The 15,929-nt window shown below is 34.9% G+C and carries 15 protein-coding genes; 6 read left to right on the top strand and 9 right to left on the bottom strand.

The window, feature by feature from the left end; translation table 11 throughout:
- Nucleotides 1-11: 11 nt before the first annotated feature.
- The 6 genes from OGZ34_RS04105 to metG all read right to left on the bottom strand — a co-directional run bounded on the left by OGZ34_RS04105 (nt 12) and on the right by metG (nt 6,920).
- Nucleotides 12-641: a chloramphenicol acetyltransferase gene (locus OGZ34_RS04105; RefSeq protein ID WP_173964416.1), complete on the bottom strand. Its 630-nt coding sequence runs from the start codon at nt 639-641 to the stop codon at nt 12-14.
- Nucleotides 641-1,348 (bottom strand): HAD family hydrolase, encoded by a 708-nt coding sequence (locus OGZ34_RS04100; protein WP_173964415.1) that lies wholly within the window; start codon nt 1,346-1,348, stop codon nt 641-643. Before OGZ34_RS04100 ends, OGZ34_RS04105 begins: the two co-directional genes overlap by 1 nt.
- A gap of 317 nt (nt 1,349-1,665) precedes the next feature.
- Nucleotides 1,666-2,544 (bottom strand): DMT family transporter, encoded by an 879-nt coding sequence (locus OGZ34_RS04095; RefSeq protein WP_263362226.1) that lies wholly within the window; start codon nt 2,542-2,544, stop codon nt 1,666-1,668.
- A 73-nt stretch (nt 2,545-2,617) separates the two neighbouring features.
- On the bottom strand, nt 2,618-4,135 hold the full coding sequence (locus OGZ34_RS04090) for a hypothetical protein (protein WP_263362225.1): 1,518 nt from the start codon (nt 4,133-4,135) through the stop codon (nt 2,618-2,620).
- Nucleotides 4,136-4,238: 103 nt separating this feature from the next.
- A complete protein-coding gene (locus OGZ34_RS04085) occupies nt 4,239-4,514 on the bottom strand; it encodes a hypothetical protein (protein ID WP_263362224.1) in 276 nt (91 codons plus the stop codon).
- 348 nt (nt 4,515-4,862) lie between these two features.
- Nucleotides 4,863-6,920, bottom strand: a complete 2,058-nt coding sequence (metG, locus tag OGZ34_RS04080) for a methionine--tRNA ligase (RefSeq protein ID WP_173964411.1) — start codon at nt 6,918-6,920, stop codon at nt 4,863-4,865.
- Between the two features lie 569 nt (nt 6,921-7,489).
- Here metG and OGZ34_RS04075 point away from each other — a divergent pair.
- On the top strand, nt 7,490-7,717 hold the full coding sequence (locus OGZ34_RS04075; protein WP_089353750.1) for a CDGSH iron-sulfur domain-containing protein: 228 nt from the start codon (nt 7,490-7,492) through the stop codon (nt 7,715-7,717).
- Between the two features lie 151 nt (nt 7,718-7,868).
- Nucleotides 7,869-9,008, top strand: a complete 1,140-nt coding sequence (locus tag OGZ34_RS04070; protein WP_263362223.1) for a DinB family protein — start codon at nt 7,869-7,871, stop codon at nt 9,006-9,008.
- A 43-nt stretch (nt 9,009-9,051) separates the two neighbouring features.
- Here OGZ34_RS04070 and OGZ34_RS04065 read toward each other — a convergent pair whose 3' ends face one another.
- Both OGZ34_RS04065 and OGZ34_RS04060 read right to left on the bottom strand, forming a co-directional pair.
- Nucleotides 9,052-9,954: a PhzF family phenazine biosynthesis protein gene (locus OGZ34_RS04065; RefSeq protein WP_263362222.1), complete on the bottom strand. Its 903-nt coding sequence runs from the start codon at nt 9,952-9,954 to the stop codon at nt 9,052-9,054.
- 65 nt (nt 9,955-10,019) lie between these two features.
- Complete coding sequence (locus OGZ34_RS04060) at nt 10,020-10,577, bottom strand: YdeI/OmpD-associated family protein (RefSeq protein ID WP_173968175.1); 558 nt, start codon at nt 10,575-10,577, stop codon at nt 10,020-10,022.
- Nucleotides 10,578-11,262: 685 nt separating this feature from the next.
- Here OGZ34_RS04060 and OGZ34_RS04055 point away from each other — a divergent pair.
- Complete coding sequence (locus OGZ34_RS04055) at nt 11,263-11,436, top strand: hypothetical protein (protein WP_263362221.1); 174 nt, start codon at nt 11,263-11,265, stop codon at nt 11,434-11,436.
- A gap of 18 nt (nt 11,437-11,454) precedes the next feature.
- On the opposite strand, the gene OGZ34_RS04050 is transcribed toward OGZ34_RS04055, so the two are convergent.
- Nucleotides 11,455-12,966: a T9SS type A sorting domain-containing protein gene (locus tag OGZ34_RS04050; RefSeq protein ID WP_263362220.1), complete on the bottom strand. Its 1,512-nt coding sequence runs from the start codon at nt 12,964-12,966 to the stop codon at nt 11,455-11,457.
- A 387-nt stretch (nt 12,967-13,353) separates the two neighbouring features.
- On the opposite strand from OGZ34_RS04050, the gene OGZ34_RS04045 reads away from it, so the two are divergent.
- The 3 genes from OGZ34_RS04045 to OGZ34_RS04035 all read left to right on the top strand — a co-directional run bounded on the left by OGZ34_RS04045 (nt 13,354) and on the right by OGZ34_RS04035 (nt 15,915).
- Nucleotides 13,354-13,485 (top strand): hypothetical protein, encoded by a 132-nt coding sequence (locus OGZ34_RS04045; protein WP_263362219.1) that lies wholly within the window; start codon nt 13,354-13,356, stop codon nt 13,483-13,485.
- A gap of 69 nt (nt 13,486-13,554) precedes the next feature.
- Entirely contained in the window at nt 13,555-14,097 is a 543-nt protein-coding gene (locus tag OGZ34_RS04040) for a DMP19 family protein (RefSeq protein ID WP_173968173.1), read from the top strand.
- A 273-nt stretch (nt 14,098-14,370) separates the two neighbouring features.
- Nucleotides 14,371-15,915 carry a patatin-like phospholipase family protein gene (locus OGZ34_RS04035; RefSeq protein WP_263362218.1) on the top strand — a complete coding sequence of 515 codons (1,545 nt, stop codon included), beginning with the start codon at nt 14,371-14,373 and terminating at the stop codon, nt 15,913-15,915.
- Nucleotides 15,916-15,929 lie beyond the last annotated feature (14 nt).

Below are 15,929 nucleotides of genomic sequence, written 5' to 3'. Positions count from 1 at the left end.
TTATTTTGGAGTTATTGGTTCATTAGTTCCTGAAAATAATCAACAAACTGTCCCATGTGCAATCCGTCCATTAAGGCATGATGTACGTGAACAGACATTGCGATGGTTCTTTTTCCGGTTGGGGAAGTTATCATTTTTCCGAAAGAAATCTTTGGACAACTGTCCGGAAAGGTGAAACTACGGGCATGTGAAAGTGAAGTGAAATTCAACCACGGAATAGCCGAGAAGTGAATTAAATTATCATTTTCAAAGGATCTTGTAAAAAGACCTGTGGTGTTTTGAATGCGTTCGATTTCTTCTAAAGCTGTTTTCTGGAAAACTTTAAAATCAGAATTGTATTCTATAAAAGAGAATCCAAAAGTGCCGTCTTCACGCCCAATAGTGGCCGAGGCATCGATGCGATCGTTAACGTAGATCTGATCTCCGGAAATACGGTATTTAAAATTCTCAATTGCATTTACAGCAGCGAGTGTCTTGTGCAAATAATAAATGAAAAAGGAGGACTGGAGACTTTTTGCAGTTTCATAGGCTTGGGTGCAATCAATTTCGACGGTGGCGCCAAAAAAGGGTTCTTCCATTTGAATGAAATGTGCAAAATGCTCTTTTCTATTCCAGTTTTCTAAGTCTAAAAGTGTTTTCATTACAGTAAGTTCTGAAGGATTTCAGTGATTTTTTCGAAAGAACTAAAATGCGCATGCTCTATTTTGTGATTGATTTTTTCGTGCTCCCAAGTAGTGTGAAACGGAATGTGTACCGCATAACCGCCAATTCCTAAAACAGGTAAAACATCCGATTTTAGTGAGTTTCCGATCATCAGAAATTCATCTGCCTGAATGTCTAAACGTCCTAGTAATTTTGTGTAATCAATTTCCTGTTTGTCTGACATTACTTCGATATGATGAAAATAATGTCCCAATCCCGAACGGTGTAACTTGCTGTGCTGGTCTTTCAGATCACCTTTGGTAGCCACAACCAATTTGTATTTTCCGTGCAGCGTTTTTAGCGTTTCTTCGACTCCGTCCAGCAGTTCGATAGGTTTTTCGAGTAATTCTTTTCCGTATTGGATGATTTTTTCGATAACCTCAATCGGAATGGTTTTGTTCGAAATGTTTATGGCTGCTTCAATCATCGATAAAATATAACCTTTGATTCCGTAACCGTATAAAGATAAATTCTCGATTTCGATTTTGAACAATTCCTGCGAAATCCCCTGATGAGAAAGGTAATCTTCCATCAAAGCACAGAATTTATGTTCTGTTTCCTGAAAGTAAGGTTCGTTTACAAATAAAGTGTCATCGGCATCAAATGCGATTACTTTTAAGTTGGGTATTTTGTTTTTATGTAACATAATGTTTTTGTTTCAGGTTTTTTTGTTTCAGGTTTTTTTGCCACGAATTCACGAATTTTATTGCCACAGATTAGAATGATTTCAAAGATTTAAAAAAAATCTGCCAGATCTGCTAAATCTGCGAGAATATTTTTTAGCCACGAATTCACGAATTTTCTTGCCACAGATTAGAATGATCTCAAAGCTTCTAAAATAATCTGCCGGATCTGCTAAATCTGCGTGAAACCTTTTTATTACGAATTCACGAATTTAATGATTCAGATGAATAAATAATCTGCGAAAATCTGTAAAATCAGCGTCATCCGCGAGCCAATGACTCAGAAAAGTTTTTTTAATGAAATCGTCTTATCATAGAACGTAATTCTAATTCCGAAGAGTAAAATGATTCCGCCGAAAACCATTTGTAAAGTTATTTGTTCTTCCAAAAACAACCAAGCTAATATCGAAGTAATTACGGCCTGACTTAATAAACTTAACGAAACCCTTGTAGCGCGCATGTGTTGCGTGGCGTAACTGATAGAAAGCCATGCACACAATTGACAAATTACAGCCTGAAGTACCAATACAAACCAACCCGTATCAGAGAAACCGGTAAAAGGCTGATCCAGGGCATAACATAGAATTCCTAAATAAATACTCGATGCCAGTAAGCTGATAGTCATAAAAGATAAAACATCGATTTCTGAAAGTGCTTTTTTGCTTACCAAAAGATAAATCGAATAAAGAATACCCGATAAAACGGCAAACAAAAAGGCCTGATCAAAATTTAAATCCATAAAAAAGCTAAAGCCTACCAAAGTGATCATTCCGAATAGGGAAACCACGGTTCCGATCCAGAAATTGGTGGCTGGTCGTATTTTAAGAAAGAAAAAAGAACCAATTCCAACGCAAAGCGGTGATAAATTGGTCAGTAAAGAAGCTTGCGTAGCACTCGAATCCTGAATAGCAATATTCCAAACGGCAACATCTGAAGAGAATAAAACACCGCAAAGTACCGCCAGAAGCAAAGGCTTCGTTTTTGGAAGTTTAAAACTTTTGGTGATTATTACATAGGGCAAAAGCAAAATCACAGCAAAAAACATTCTGTAAAAAGCCGAAATTAATCCCGGCGCCAGTTTTAGTTTAACCAATATTGGAAAAATCGAAATACAAAGTATTCCACAGATCAGGGCTAGTCTTGGTTTGGTGATTTTCATATTATTTTAGTTTGCTATTCAAATTGTTGATTTGAAAGCTCAGATTTTAATTGGACCGAATATGTGTCTATAATTATTCAGAGAAACTAAAAATCTGGTATTTTTTATTGTTCTTATTATAACTTCCTAGATATAAACTATTTTTGAACTTAAAAAGTATTAAATCTTTGTATAGAGTTTTAGAAAATATTGATACCGTTTTTTTAATTTCTTCGTTCTCTTCTAAGAAAATTCTAGCTTTGTCAAAGGCGGAGATTTTCATCTCACGATCAAGATGATTAAAAGTAGAATCAAATATACAATTCGTATAAACTACGGCTTTGTTTTTATAGGAAATTAAATTCGTTACGGTATAACTTCTTCCTGAATTAAAAGGTATCATTGTAGTTCCATTCATTCCCATTCCGCCCGTACTCATTAAATTTTGATTCATTGATATTCCAACAGAACCTTGAGTTATATCTTCTGAACTTCCAATAGCGGTATAATAAATTCCATTCAAATTATAGCACGATACACTAGGCGCGTCTTTAATTCTTCTAAGAAATTGTTCTGAATTTTTAATAGGTTTTGTGCTGGAAAAAATATCGTTCTTTCGCCAAAAAAAGCTGTTCTTTTGCTGGAGGAAATCAGAATTTTTAAAATCAATTTCCTGATCATGCAAGACTTTATATTCTTTAAGAATGTTACCATTTAAATCACTAATTGTAAAAAACAAAACAAAAGCATTGGTTTTTATTTGAAGAATTTTGTTGTCAATCAAAAAAGAATTTGATCTAAATGTTATTGCACCATATTCGCCTTTAGTTATTTTTTGTTGCTTAATAGATATAAGATTTGGTGTAAAATCCTGAAGATTAATTCTTAAAACTTGTGTAGCATGTGTAGTATTATCAATAGTGAAGATAATCTCCTCTGGATTATAGGTGTAAATTTTGTATCTTTTAGAGCTTAATGCTAATGACGGAGGACTATCATTGGCTATAGTTTGAAAGCAAGGTTCTGAAGATTCATCCGTTAGAACAGTATATAAGTTCTCGGGATGATCAAATATGTTCTTGAATTCTAAATGCGACAAGTCTACGGTTTTTTCGTTTAGATTTCCATTATCGTCAGATATATAAAATTTTAAAGTACTAGTGTTTTTTATTATTGTTATAAGGTAAAACTTGTTGTTGATAGTAAGTTCTTGAACTATTTTTTCCTTTTTTAGTTCTAAAGCAATTGCCTTATTTTCAGTTTTTCCAGTTGTAAAATTGATATATTGTGAACTAATTTCTTTTCTGTCTTTCGATGCCCAGAAAACAAAACAATTATTATCCTTTTGACTATAACCAATAATGCTCTCGTATTTTTTTTCTGGCCTTACAATAGTTAAAGAATCTATAATATTGAATTTTTCATCAAATCTTATAGCGTTAGTTTTTTCCTTATCATTTAAAAACAGAATCACTTCTTTTTTATCTTCATTGACTACCTGAAAAAAATCTCTTTTTTCTTCTAATTTTAAATCAAATTCTTTTGCAATATCTTGAGAAAAAGAAGGCAAACTATTTAAAAGCAGGAATGTCAAAAGTATTTTTTTTAGCATGATCAAGGAGTTATTTTTTGCTAAGATCTTACTTTTTTCTCAAATAAAACATCAAAAAAGAAACGCGTGAATCGATTACCAATTTCACGCGTTTAAGAGAGTGTTAAGCATTCAAAATTTTACTGCAAGCTTCTTTAATTTGCAGGTCAGAAAATGGTTCAAGCGCTTTCGCTAACATCTTACTGGTTTTGATGCAGTTCATCATTTTTGTCCGCAGATCCTTATCGTCGCCAGTCTCTGTTACCAGAATGGCCTCGAAAATTTCGGACAATTGTTCTGGTTGTGCTCTAAATTCTCCTTCCATCCAAAGGAAGGAAAGAAATTGTGCTACCGCTGGCAGTACATCTTGTTGTGTTGGTTTTTGATTTTCCTCTGTCATGATCGAAAATTTTAAACGCACGAAACCCTCATTTTAGGTGTGACAAAATATTCAAAAGAATAGATCAAGGGCAGTTTCCTGCTCCAGCACCATGATGAGGGTTTCGCTTATTGTTACTTTTAATAAGTTTATTATCGAAAGTCTCTCAAATATTTTGTCAGTACAAACGTACGAATATAAATTTGAAAGAAACAATAAAATGTAAGAATTTTGGCTTGTTTTTAGTTCTGTAATGTTGTCATTTTCGAACGAGAAATCGCACTAGAAACTCAACAACAGTGCGTGAATCTCGCGTGCGATTTCTCGTTCCTCGAAATGACAAACGATATGCTAAATATCTAAATCAGTTTAGTTTACCGTTTCACCATTTGGAGCATCAGCATCCGGATTGATGAAAACTAGTTTTCCTTCGGCATTTGTAGTCATCAGGATCATTCCCTGGCTTTCTACACCGCGTAGTGCTCTTGGCGCTAAGTTGGCTAAGACTGAAACGCGTTTCCCGATGATTTCTTCCGGAGAAAAGCTTTCTGCAATTCCTGAAACGATTGTACGAACGTCAATTCCGGTATCTACTTTCAGTACCAGAAGTTTGTTGGCTTTTGGCATTTTTTCTGCTTCCAAAATAGTTCCAACACGGATATCCATTTTAGCGAAATCTTCGAATTGAATGAGTTCTTTTTGTGGTTCAGGTTGCTTGCTTTCGGCAAGGTTGGCGGTTTTTGTAGCTTCCAATTTGTCTATTTGTTTTTGAATTTCTTCGTCTTCTATTTTTGCAAAAAGTAATTCGGCTTCACCTATTTGGTGGCCTTCCGGAATCAATTCTGAATTTTCAGCAACATCATTCCATTTCAATTTCCCCTCGTTTTTCAGGATTCTGGATAATTTTGCAGCAGTAAAAGGTAAAAATGGTTCTGCCAAAATGCTCAACGCAGCAGCAATTTGAAGCGCTACATACATTTGAGTTTTTACACGCTCCGGATTGTCTTTCATTACTTTCCAAGGCTCTTCGTCGGCTAAATATTTATTTCCTAAACGAGCCACATTCATCAATTCGCCTAAAGCTTCACGGAATCTGTAACGCTCTACCGAACTTGAAATAACAGCCGGATAGGCTTTTAATTCTGCTAAAGCCGCTTCATCAACTTCGTTGAAATCATTCGGTTTCGGAATAAATCCGTCGTAATATTTATTGGTTAAAACGACCACACGATTGATGAAGTTTCCAAAAATCGCTACTAGTTCATTGTTATTTCTTGCCTGGAAATCTTTCCAGGTAAAATCGTTGTCTTTAGTTTCTGGCGCATTCGAAGTTAAGGCATAACGCAAAACGTCTTGTTTCTCCGGAAATTCTTCTAAATATTCGTGCAGCCAAACCGCCCAGTTTTTAGAAGTCGAAAGTTTGTTTCCTTCCAGATTCAGGAACTCATTTGCAGGAACGTTGTCCGGTAAAATATAGCTTCCTTCGGCTTTAAGCATCGCCGGGAAAATGATACAGTGAAAAACAATATTGTCTTTCCCAATAAAATGAACCAGTTTGGTGTCTTCGTCTTTCCAGTAAGGTTCCCAGTCTTTTCCTTCACGGGCAGCCCATTCTTTAGTAGACGAAATATATCCGATAGGGGCATCAAACCAAACGTATAGTTTTTTTCCTTCCGCACCTTCAACCGGAACATCAATTCCCCAGTCAAGGTCACGCGTTACCGCACGAGGCTCAAGTCCACCGTCAACCCATGATTTTACTTGTCCGTAAACATTCGGCTTCCAGTCGTTTTTATGTCCAACCAAAATCCATTCGGTTAAGAAATCGGTATATCTGTCAAGCGGTAAGAACCAGTGTTTCGTTGATTTTAAAATTGGAGTTTCTCCGGTAATTGTCGATTTTGGGTTAATTAAATCGGTTGCATTTAAAGTCGATCCGCATTTTTCGCACTGATCTCCGTAAGCTTCTTCATTACCACATTTCGGGCAGGTTCCAACCACAAAACGATCTGCCAAAAACTGATTGGCTTTGGCATCGTACAATTGTTCGGTTATTTCTTCAATAAAATCGCCTTTATCATACAAGGTTCTAAAGAATTCCGAAGCCGTATCATGGTGAATTTTAGCCGAAGTTCTGGAATAATTGTCAAACGAAATTCCGAAATCAGCGAATGATTTACGGATTACTCCGTCGTATTTATCAATAACTTGTTGTGGCGTAACTCCTTCTTTTTTGGCTTTCATTGAAATTGCAACACCATGTTCATCGCTTCCGCAAATAAACGCAACATCTTTTCCTTGCAAACGTAAATATCTCGAATATATATCTGCAGGCACATAAACCCCCGCCAAATGCCCAATATGTATAGGTCCGTTGGTGTAAGGTAAGGCTGCCGTGATAGTATATCTCTTTGGATTTTGTATCATAACTCAATTTTATTGAGTGCAAAAATAAGCAATAGAATTGAGATTTTGTTATTGCGCGGAGTTTCGCAGAGAAAAAGCGCAGAGATTCGCGAAGTTTTGTTTGTTGGAATGTGAAATTTTAATCTCGCAAAGGCGCAGAGGCGCAAAGTTTTTTTTATAAATTCATTTCACGCAGATTTTATAGATTTAAGCTGATAGATGCAGATTTTTATTTTACGCAAAGACGCAGAGGCGCAAAGTTTTTTTTTCTCATTTTATGTCATTTCGAGGAACGAGAAATTCTCACATGTTGAGCGCGCACTGTTGTGGAGTTTCTTGCGAAGATTTCTCGTTCCTCGAAAGGACAACAGTACCATTTATCATCAGCTATAAATTAAACTTTGCGTTTTAGCGTCTTCGAGAGATTATCCCAATCCAAAAAAAAAAAAATCTTAGCGAATCTCTGCGAAAACCTTCGAGTAACTTTGTGCAATAACCCATAAAATAGAACCAGTTTAAACTAGCGTATCGTTTAAAATCTTCAAAATATATTTCGCAACCTTTGTGCTGAAAAAAAACAAAGACAAGTTATGAGCAAGACAAAACTGATCATCAATAAAAATGGATCAATAAAAATAGAAGGTGATTTCGAAATCATGGATTCTGAAGGAGCTGTTTACGGACTACAAGGAAGATCGGCATTGGGTCTTTGCCGTTGTGGATTATCGGCAAATAAGCCTTTTTGCGATGGCGGACACCGTAATAATTTTGAACACGAGTCAATCGCATTCGATTTACCACCAATGAAAACGAACTAAGAACTTCGTTTTTGGTTATTCTGATAATGAAGCTGCATCTTAATTGATGTGGCTTTTTTTGTTTCTATTTTTAGATAATTTCTTAAATATAATCAGTTATTTCCTTAAAAAAGGTGTATTATATTTGCTCAAATTTTTAAAAATATAGCGAATGAAAAAATTGGTGACCCTAGTGTTATTTTTATGTTTTGTTTTGGCTCAGGCTCAAACACAAAGGACGGTTTCGAGTAATTGGACATCTTTCAGTCAGATGATAGAAATCGAATCTCCTGTAAAGAAAAAGTTCAGAGTAATTGCATCAGTAAAAGTAGAAAGTAACGATCCTAACGCCTGGGCAGGAGTTTGGGCGAGTGTACATACTAAAGACGATGAAAGAGGTTTTTTTGATAATATGGGAGACAGACCTGTAAAAATAAACGATTGGAAATCCTATACTGTAGAAGGAACCATTGATAATAATAGTAAAACACTTTATTTTGGTGGTTTGTGTTCGTATAATGGTAAATTCTATTTTGATAAATTCGAATTGTTAATCGAAAATGCAAAAGGTGTTTTTGAGCCGTGGGCGGTTTTAAATTCAAGCTTTGAAGCCCCTTTGAAAAATGGAGAAATTCCGAAATGGGATACGAGGATTTCAAAAGAGGCTGTTGTAAAAGTGAAAGAATTCAAAATTGCACTGGATAAATCGAGTACCGACGGAAAAAGCAGTTTGATGCTGGAAGGAAGCGGTATTAAGGTGAGACCCGAAGCAAAGATTGGAAATGTGGAAGGAGCATCTCCAAAAATTGGAGATATGATATCAATGCTGGAAGATCTTAAATTTCGTGTAGAAAGAGCGGTGAAGAATATGACCCAGTACGAAATAGATTATTTGCACGACGCGGAAGCCAACCGAATCGGGGCATTGGTGATGCATTTGGCTGCAGCCGAAAAAAGCTATCAGGTTTTTACTTTCGAAAACAGAGAACTTAATGAAGAGGAAAAGAAAAAGTGGGATGCCGCTTTAAACCTGGATCAGGGCGGACGTGATGATTTTAAAGGCCATGATATTCAATATTACTTAGATATCTATAATGAAGTAAGAGCAAAAACTATTGAGGAATTAAAGAAAAGGGATGATGCCTGGTTTGCCGAAGTGCACCAAGGATACGATTGGACGAACCAGTATTGCTGGTTTCACGTGATGGAACATCAATCGAACCATTTAGGACAGATTTTGTTTTTAAAGAAACGTATTCCATCTCAGCAAAAACTGACCTTACCGGCCTTACCAAAAGAAATCAAAAAGTAAAAGTTTCGACTCATAAAAAAAGCTGCACATCATGCAGCTTTTTTTATAAATAAAGTTCTCCGCGCATCGTTATGATGGAGGAACCTCCAACGAGAATATCTTCTTCGCGATTCATTACTTCAATCATCGAGGGCTGTTTTAATCGTACACCCTGAAGAATTTTGTATTTTTTATCGGATTTAGTGAATTTCTTTTGTGTTAAAAAGCCAATCAGTGGGCCGGCAGCAGTTCCGGTAGCAGGATCTTCATTTATTCCGATAATCGGGTTGAAGAATCGGGTTTCGACTATATGTTCCTGATTTTCATCAGCAAGAGTGAAACAATAAAATCCTTCAGATTTATATTCTTTTGAAATTTCGATTAAAAGCTGGTTGTCCGGGACAAAACTATTGAGTATTTGGCTGTTTTTTATAGGAACCATGGTATGGGCAACTTCTGTTTTAACTATTGTTGGAACAAAAGCATTTACATCTAAATCTTCAATTTTTAAACCGAGCGCGACTGCAATTTTATAAGTTGGGATTTCTTCTTTAATGACTGCCGATTTTTGATGCATTTGAACAAGAGGATAGAAAGAAACAGGATCAAGAGTAACCGTTAACGGAATGGCGGAATGTTTCATAATTACAAATTGTTCGCTTTCGTTTTGCTCTTCAAAAATGGGCATTCCTTTTAAGAGAGCACCGCAGACAGCGCCTAATAGGTTATGTCCTGCACCATCGATTTCGATTCCTGTTGGGGTAAAGGAACGAACCATTAGTGCTTTTTCTCTTGTAGAATAATAAACAAAAGAGGTTTCGGAGTAGCGAAATTCTTTAGAAATATCACGATAAGTTTCCAGCTTTAAATTACCATCGGTAAAAACGACAGAAAGTGGATTTCCTTTATAACTTTCGTTTGAGAATACATCTAAGACGTAATATTCCAATGCTATTCTTCCTTCCATTATTTCTTCTTTACTTTTTTAACGGAATAAAGTTACAGATTATACTATATCAAAACAACAGCTTTTTATAACATTCGTTTTCCCTCGGCGCTAAATTTTATTGCTTTTTCCAATCTTGCAAGTTTTGTTTTTTCTTGCTTGGCGCTCATAATTACGTGAATTATTACTTTTTTGTACGATGGCGCCTGATTGTTGAAATATTCCCAAGCTATTTTATTGTCTTTAAATTGTTTTTCAAATTCCGGGTCAAGTAGGTAAGCTTCTCTTTCATGCGAGTAGATTTTAGATCTTTCTTCAGATCTTAATTCGAAAGCCTTTAAGCCTTCGGGTAGCATGAGTCCGGCCTTAGTGAGTTCTTCTACTTTTTTGATATTGATGGCACTCCATATACTGGATTTTTTTCTGGGTGTAAACCGTATCGTATAACTTTCTTCATCGACAGATCTTCGAATGCCATCAATCCAGCCAAAACAAAGCGCCTGATCAACAGATTCTGACCAGGTCATGCATGGCTTCTTGGTACTCACTTTATAAAAACCAACTAAAAGTTCGGTTTCTTTTTGATAATGTTTTTCTAACCATATTCTGAATTTTTCTTGGGTGGGGAAGAAGGTTGCTGTCATTTTTTTGAAATAAAAATCAATTACAAATTTGGATTCGCTCTAATGAAATTATAAAGGTATAATAAATATCAGAAAAGATTCCCGTGACAAAAAACAAGGTCAATTCTTTTGGTTTTGTTGTTTTTCTAACAGTTTATAAATTGTTTTAATCCTCAGCAAGGATATTGGTGCAATAATGATGTTGAAGAAAAAGAATAGGTCAAAGAATGATTCAGAGTCAATTATTTCTAGTGCTATTGTAATTAAAAGTAGAATAAAAAAGAACAGATTGATCCAGAAAATCAATGTGAGTGAAAAGATTTTAAGTTCAATTTTTAACTTTTTTATAAATGAAAGTAATATGATTACTAATCCTAAGCCGGCAGTGATCCAACAAGAGTATATGAAAAAGCCAAGCGTTTTAAAGCCACTAAACATTCTTGGGCTTTCAAAAAAGTAAATGAAAAATGTAATTACACTCCAAATATTGGTGAGAAGTAAGGATAGGAGTAAACTCTTGTAGATTGTTTCTTTCATGATTTTGATAGTTTTATTAGGTTGTGAGAACTTACATAGCACTTTTGAGCTTTTGTATTTTATTTATAGACTATCAATCATTATTCCATGTTTTTAATGGAGTATATTTTAATTCTTCGATACAATCACTTTCTTATCTTTGCAAGAGCAATTAAAAAGACTAGAAATCATGGCAAAAGGACCTGAAAAAAACGGAAAAAACAAGGCTTTGCATACCAAATTGCTAAAACGAAAAAAGGCTAAGCTTCAGGAAGAGAAAAAAGCACAGGCATTACGTTTGAAGGCTTTGGTTGCAAAAATGAATGAAAAGAAGAATAGTGATGAATCTGATATCACTAAATAGTATTACATTTTCCCGATTTTAATACTTGATTATTTTTACGTTTTCTGTTAATCCATTTGACTGAATTTTTAAAATATAGATTCCCTCAGCAAGGTTTTCTAGATTTATTTGTTCTGTGTTTGTTTTGTTTTCAAGTATAATTTGCCCTTTTGAATTGATTAATGTTATGGAATCAGGTTTTTGATCCAATAAAGATGTGATGCTTAGTTTGTCTTTAACCGGATTTGGAAAAACATTAAAACTCTTGCTTTTTAATTGATTTTCCGGAATCCCCAAAGTATTTGAATTTTTATATTTTGCCAAACCAATGTTGGCCGATCGAGAGGAACTAACACCTACTGTTATTAAATTAGCTTCATTTACAATTACTTTTTGAATGGTGCTATTGGAGGCATTCATGTTTGAGAGTACAATTCCTTTGTTGCCGAAGTTTGTTTTGTAAGTTCCGTCGGGATTTAATTTTATCAATAAACTATTTGATGAATTCGATACAGCCGTTACTCCAGCCAAAAGAATTGAATTGTCTTGAAGAATATTAAGGTCGTTTATAAAATCTTTATCACTTTTGGTGTCAATTAGTAATTTTCCATCATCACTAAAGGTAGTATCAAGAGTTCCATTGATGTCGAATTTCGCCAAATTAATGACATATTTTAAAGGAGTGATTGCTTTAGCTCCTACCGCATAGATTTTATCCTTATCTATTTTGACAGATAGGAAACGATCATAATCTTCCCGAGCATTCGAATCAAATTGTACGTAACGGTAACCATTTGTGCCAAAAGAAGTATCAATACTTCCGTTTGCGTTTAATTGTACCAATAATGATGCTTCAGTGGGGTTGCTTACTGAGCCGCCAATTAAAATTTTGTCTCCATTCATAACTGAACAAAACGCCCTTTGTGAAAGTGAATCAAAGTTGATCACCTGAACACCATTATTACCAAAGCTGTTGTCGTACGTTCCATCAGCATTTAATTTTAAGATCAGAATATCTGAATTGTCATTCAAAACATATCCAACGGCTATCATTTTATCATTAGGTAAAATGTGTATGGATTGTAAATCAGATTCTGATCCGAGTATATTTTTAGTAATCCCATTTGTTCCAAATGTGGTATCTAAAGTTCCGTCAGTATTGAGTCGCGCTATAGCTGCGTATGCGAATCTTTCGCCAGAACGCCCGGATAGAATAATTTTTCCGTCAGACTGAATTCCAATTTTTCTGACATCGCTTTTTTCATTTCCAAATTTGATCATGGAATAACCTTTCGTTCCAAAAGAGAGATCTAAGTTGCCATCGGGCAGGTATTTTAACACTAAGCTGGAATTGCTGTTTGCAGAAGTGTAACCTCCAACAAGAATTTTATGATCTGCTAATTGTATTCCGTCGAAGGCATAATCGATACCGTTTGAAGTGAGATCGGTAATTGTTATACCATTTTTTCCAAAAGAAGTGTCTAAAGTGCCATCATTTTGAGCATAAGAAAGAGTATAATTAAAAATCAAAAAAAGTAATGTTTTCTTCATATTCGTTATTTTTTCTTTTGGTTAGGGGTTAAAATTAGAATTCCGGCTTCTCTAAAACTATAGAAAATGCTAAGGCCTTTTTGTTTATTGAACATACCAATTATCTGAATTTCATTTTTGGATAACGGAAGTTTCCCTTTCTTCAGATTTTAGAGCAAGTTGGCCGTTTTTTAAGTATGCTAAAGTAGCTTTTTTTCATTCAAAAAAATCTCACAAAATTATATTTTTATCAGGATGAGATTGTATTAAGAATGACAGTAAATAGTACGTTTTGTCGCGATAAGAAAATATTGTCGCTTATATTATTATTTCTTCGAAATTTGCAATCCAAAGTAAAGTATTGGAAATCATTGTAAAAGAACTTGAGGAAATGGTAAAAACAAGGCTTTGCATACCAAATTGCTAAAACGAAAAAAGGCTAAGCTTCAGGTAGAGAAAAAAGCACAGGTATTACGTTTGAAAGCTTTAGTGGCAAAAATGAATGAAAAGAAGAATAGTGATGAGCAAGATGTTATATAAATCTAAATGTATTTCTTTTCTGTTTTAATTTCTCCGAAATTTGCAAATCAATCTCAAAACAAAAACAAAATGGAGGAATTTGGTAGAATAATAGTTTCTGAAACGGCAATGAACAGTGAAAATCTTCAGGATGTAATTCATTCAAATATTTCGGTAATCAATTTAATGCGTGAAGAAGGTGTCGATGACGAATTTATTCACGAAGATGCCCTGATGAGTTATTACTTAGATTATTACTATTCGCAATATGCCGAAGGGAATTTTGCTCAGTTTGTTTATAAATCAGGTTGGAATAAAGAATTAAACGAACTTATCGAAGAAGGTCTGACTTTAATTGGTGCCGAAAAACACCTGGAGTTGTTCCAACAGCAAAGCAAAAAGGTAAAATTGATGAGCAGTGTAAAGCTTAATAAATTTGTTAGCGGAAAACTGGAAGGCGTAAATCCAACTCGTGATTTGCTGAACAACGATACCTTTTATGAGTTAGAAGAAAATCTGGTTACTTTAAATGCTAATTTCTTAAAAAATCATCCCGATTTCGAAGTTCTTTCTGTAGACGATATGTTTGCGACTTTGGAGGAATTTGTAGGACATGAGATTAAGAGGGCTTAGTTTTTAGTTCAAAAGGTTTTTGCAACAGAGATTAACAGCGTTATTTTTTAAGTTTGTTAATCTCGCAAAAACAAGGAGCCGAAAAGGTTTTGCTGTACACAGATTTTAGAAATCATTTTAATCTTTTAAGCTGTGGCTTTTAAAATAGACTAATGAGGCTCAGTAAGATTAATTCCTGTTTTTAGTAAAGAATCTTTGTGAAATCTTCACATTACTTTGTGAAATAACTTCATTATTTTAGCGTTCAGTGATTTAGGATTTAAAAGTAAAAAAATGAAACACGGGTACGGCTGTATATTGCTTTTTCTTTGCTTTCAGATTGGGTTGTCTCAGAATAAAATAAACCTCTTTTCTGAAATCAATTACAATTCGATTCCTTCCGTTTCATTAAGCGATTATAAGTCAGTTCAGGAGCGTGATAAAAAATATCAAAACCCAAATATTGCCTTAGGTATTGGAATTTCGGGCGGAGGTTCGAGAGCTCAGTTTTTTAGCATGGGCGTGCTTTTGGGATTGGAAGAAATTCAGGAAGCCAATTCGGAACGTAATTTTCTGAACGAAATTGATTATTTTTCTACCGTTTCCGGAGGCTGTTTTTCGGCAGGATACTATCTGACTATTCTGAAAAATAAACTATATCAGGAAAATTGCTCTTTCAATGAGTTTTACTTTTCAAAGGCAGACGCGTACAAAGATTATGTCGACAAATCGGCCAATATTTTGTCATTACTGAACAACAACCGAAATGAGAAAGGCGACAGAATATCAATGACACAGCGAATCGATTCGGATATTTTGCAATACGATGCCGTAAACCCTGATAACACCAACAAGTTTAATTCTCAAATGTTGATGTCTGATTTTTTTGTTTCAAAAGACAGTAAATCAGTTCCCGTTTTACCCATGTTTGTGGCCAACGGAACGGCGTTTAATAATGGTGAACGAATTCCGTTTATGCCTCATATTATTAGAAGTTTAAATCTAAATTCGTCTTTAGCACCCAATAAAGCTTCGATTGCACTGAATGAAAATGAGGTCAATGACGGTTATAATTTTCCGGTCACTTATGCTATTACCGCAAGTTCGGCTTTTCCGGGTGTGCTTCCGAAAGTAAAATTCGGCGTGAAAGATCAGAACAAAATATTGTGTATTGTCGATGGCGGAGCTTCTGACAATATGGGGTATAAAACACTGATCGAGTTACTGCATGACGATACAAAAGTAAAAGAGGTCAATAAAAAAGCCCTTTTTATAGATTGTCTGGGACAAGGAAAAAAGACACCTTACATCACAAACGCCAAAATCAGATTGATCTCATTGTTTGAAACCGCTTCTTTATATACGGTTCAAACCCGATACATGACTTTTGATAAAGATGTAGAAAATATTTTCGAACGTTATAAAATCCCGATTACCAATTATCAGATCATCGGTTTTACGACCATTCGGGATCACTTGTTAAGGCTTGAAAAGAATCAGGATTATGAAGATTTGGTTGCGGAATTAAAAAACACCAACGATGAGCCGGGTAGCTGGGTCAGACTTTATGGTAATTTTAAACAGGACTTAATAGAAAAGTTTGGCGAAGATTCTTTTAAGAAAGATAAGGATGGTGAAATCATTGTTGCGACTTTAAGTCGGGAAAAGTTTAAGGGCTTAACTGCCAGCCAGATTTTATTATTGTACGAGTACGCTTCGCATGTTGAGACCAAATTAAGAATTACGCCCGAAGAAAGAGAAGTTTTATTGCTATCTGGAAGGTTTGCGGCTTATTTAAAAACCGATGAATTGAAAGCTTTATTGATAGAAAACAAATAAATTTACCCAAAATT

Source organism: Flavobacterium collinsii (genome assembly GCF_946903285.1).
GTDB classification, from domain to species: domain Bacteria; phylum Bacteroidota; class Bacteroidia; order Flavobacteriales; family Flavobacteriaceae; genus Flavobacterium; species Flavobacterium collinsii.
The sequence above is the reverse complement of the archived record's forward strand: the minus strand, read 5'-3'. Positions and strand labels throughout refer to the sequence as shown.

What these genes read in the sequence shown, in the direction of transcription:
- OGZ34_RS04095 (WP_263362226.1), bottom strand. Translation starts at nt 2,544, where the DNA reads ATGAAAATCACCAAACCAAGACTAGCCCTGATCTGTGGAATACTTTGT.
- metG (WP_173964411.1), bottom strand. Translation starts at nt 6,920, where the DNA reads ATGATACAAAATCCAAAGAGATATACTATCACGGCAGCCTTACCTTAC.
- OGZ34_RS04065 (WP_263362222.1), bottom strand. Translation starts at nt 9,954, where the DNA reads ATGGAAGGAAGAATAGCATTGGAATATTACGTCTTAGATGTATTCTCA.
- OGZ34_RS04050 (WP_263362220.1), bottom strand. Translation starts at nt 12,966, where the DNA reads ATGAAGAAAACATTACTTTTTTTGATTTTTAATTATACTCTTTCTTAT.
- OGZ34_RS04100 (WP_173964415.1), bottom strand. Translation starts at nt 1,348, where the DNA reads ATGTTACATAAAAACAAAATACCCAACTTAAAAGTAATCGCATTTGAT.
- OGZ34_RS04055 (WP_263362221.1), top strand. Translation starts at nt 11,263, where the DNA reads ATGGCAAAAGGACCTGAAAAAAACGGAAAAAACAAGGCTTTGCATACC.
- OGZ34_RS04040 (WP_173968173.1), top strand. Translation starts at nt 13,555, where the DNA reads ATGGAGGAATTTGGTAGAATAATAGTTTCTGAAACGGCAATGAACAGT.
- OGZ34_RS04075 (WP_089353750.1), top strand. Translation starts at nt 7,490, where the DNA reads ATGAGCAAGACAAAACTGATCATCAATAAAAATGGATCAATAAAAATA.
- OGZ34_RS04070 (WP_263362223.1), top strand. Translation starts at nt 7,869, where the DNA reads ATGAAAAAATTGGTGACCCTAGTGTTATTTTTATGTTTTGTTTTGGCT.
- OGZ34_RS04085 (WP_263362224.1), bottom strand. Translation starts at nt 4,514, where the DNA reads ATGACAGAGGAAAATCAAAAACCAACACAACAAGATGTACTGCCAGCG.
- OGZ34_RS04035 (WP_263362218.1), top strand. Translation starts at nt 14,371, where the DNA reads ATGAAACACGGGTACGGCTGTATATTGCTTTTTCTTTGCTTTCAGATT.
- OGZ34_RS04105 (WP_173964416.1), bottom strand. Translation starts at nt 641, where the DNA reads ATGAAAACACTTTTAGACTTAGAAAACTGGAATAGAAAAGAGCATTTT.
- OGZ34_RS04060 (WP_173968175.1), bottom strand. Translation starts at nt 10,577, where the DNA reads ATGACAGCAACCTTCTTCCCCACCCAAGAAAAATTCAGAATATGGTTA.
- OGZ34_RS04090 (WP_263362225.1), bottom strand. Translation starts at nt 4,135, where the DNA reads ATGCTAAAAAAAATACTTTTGACATTCCTGCTTTTAAATAGTTTGCCT.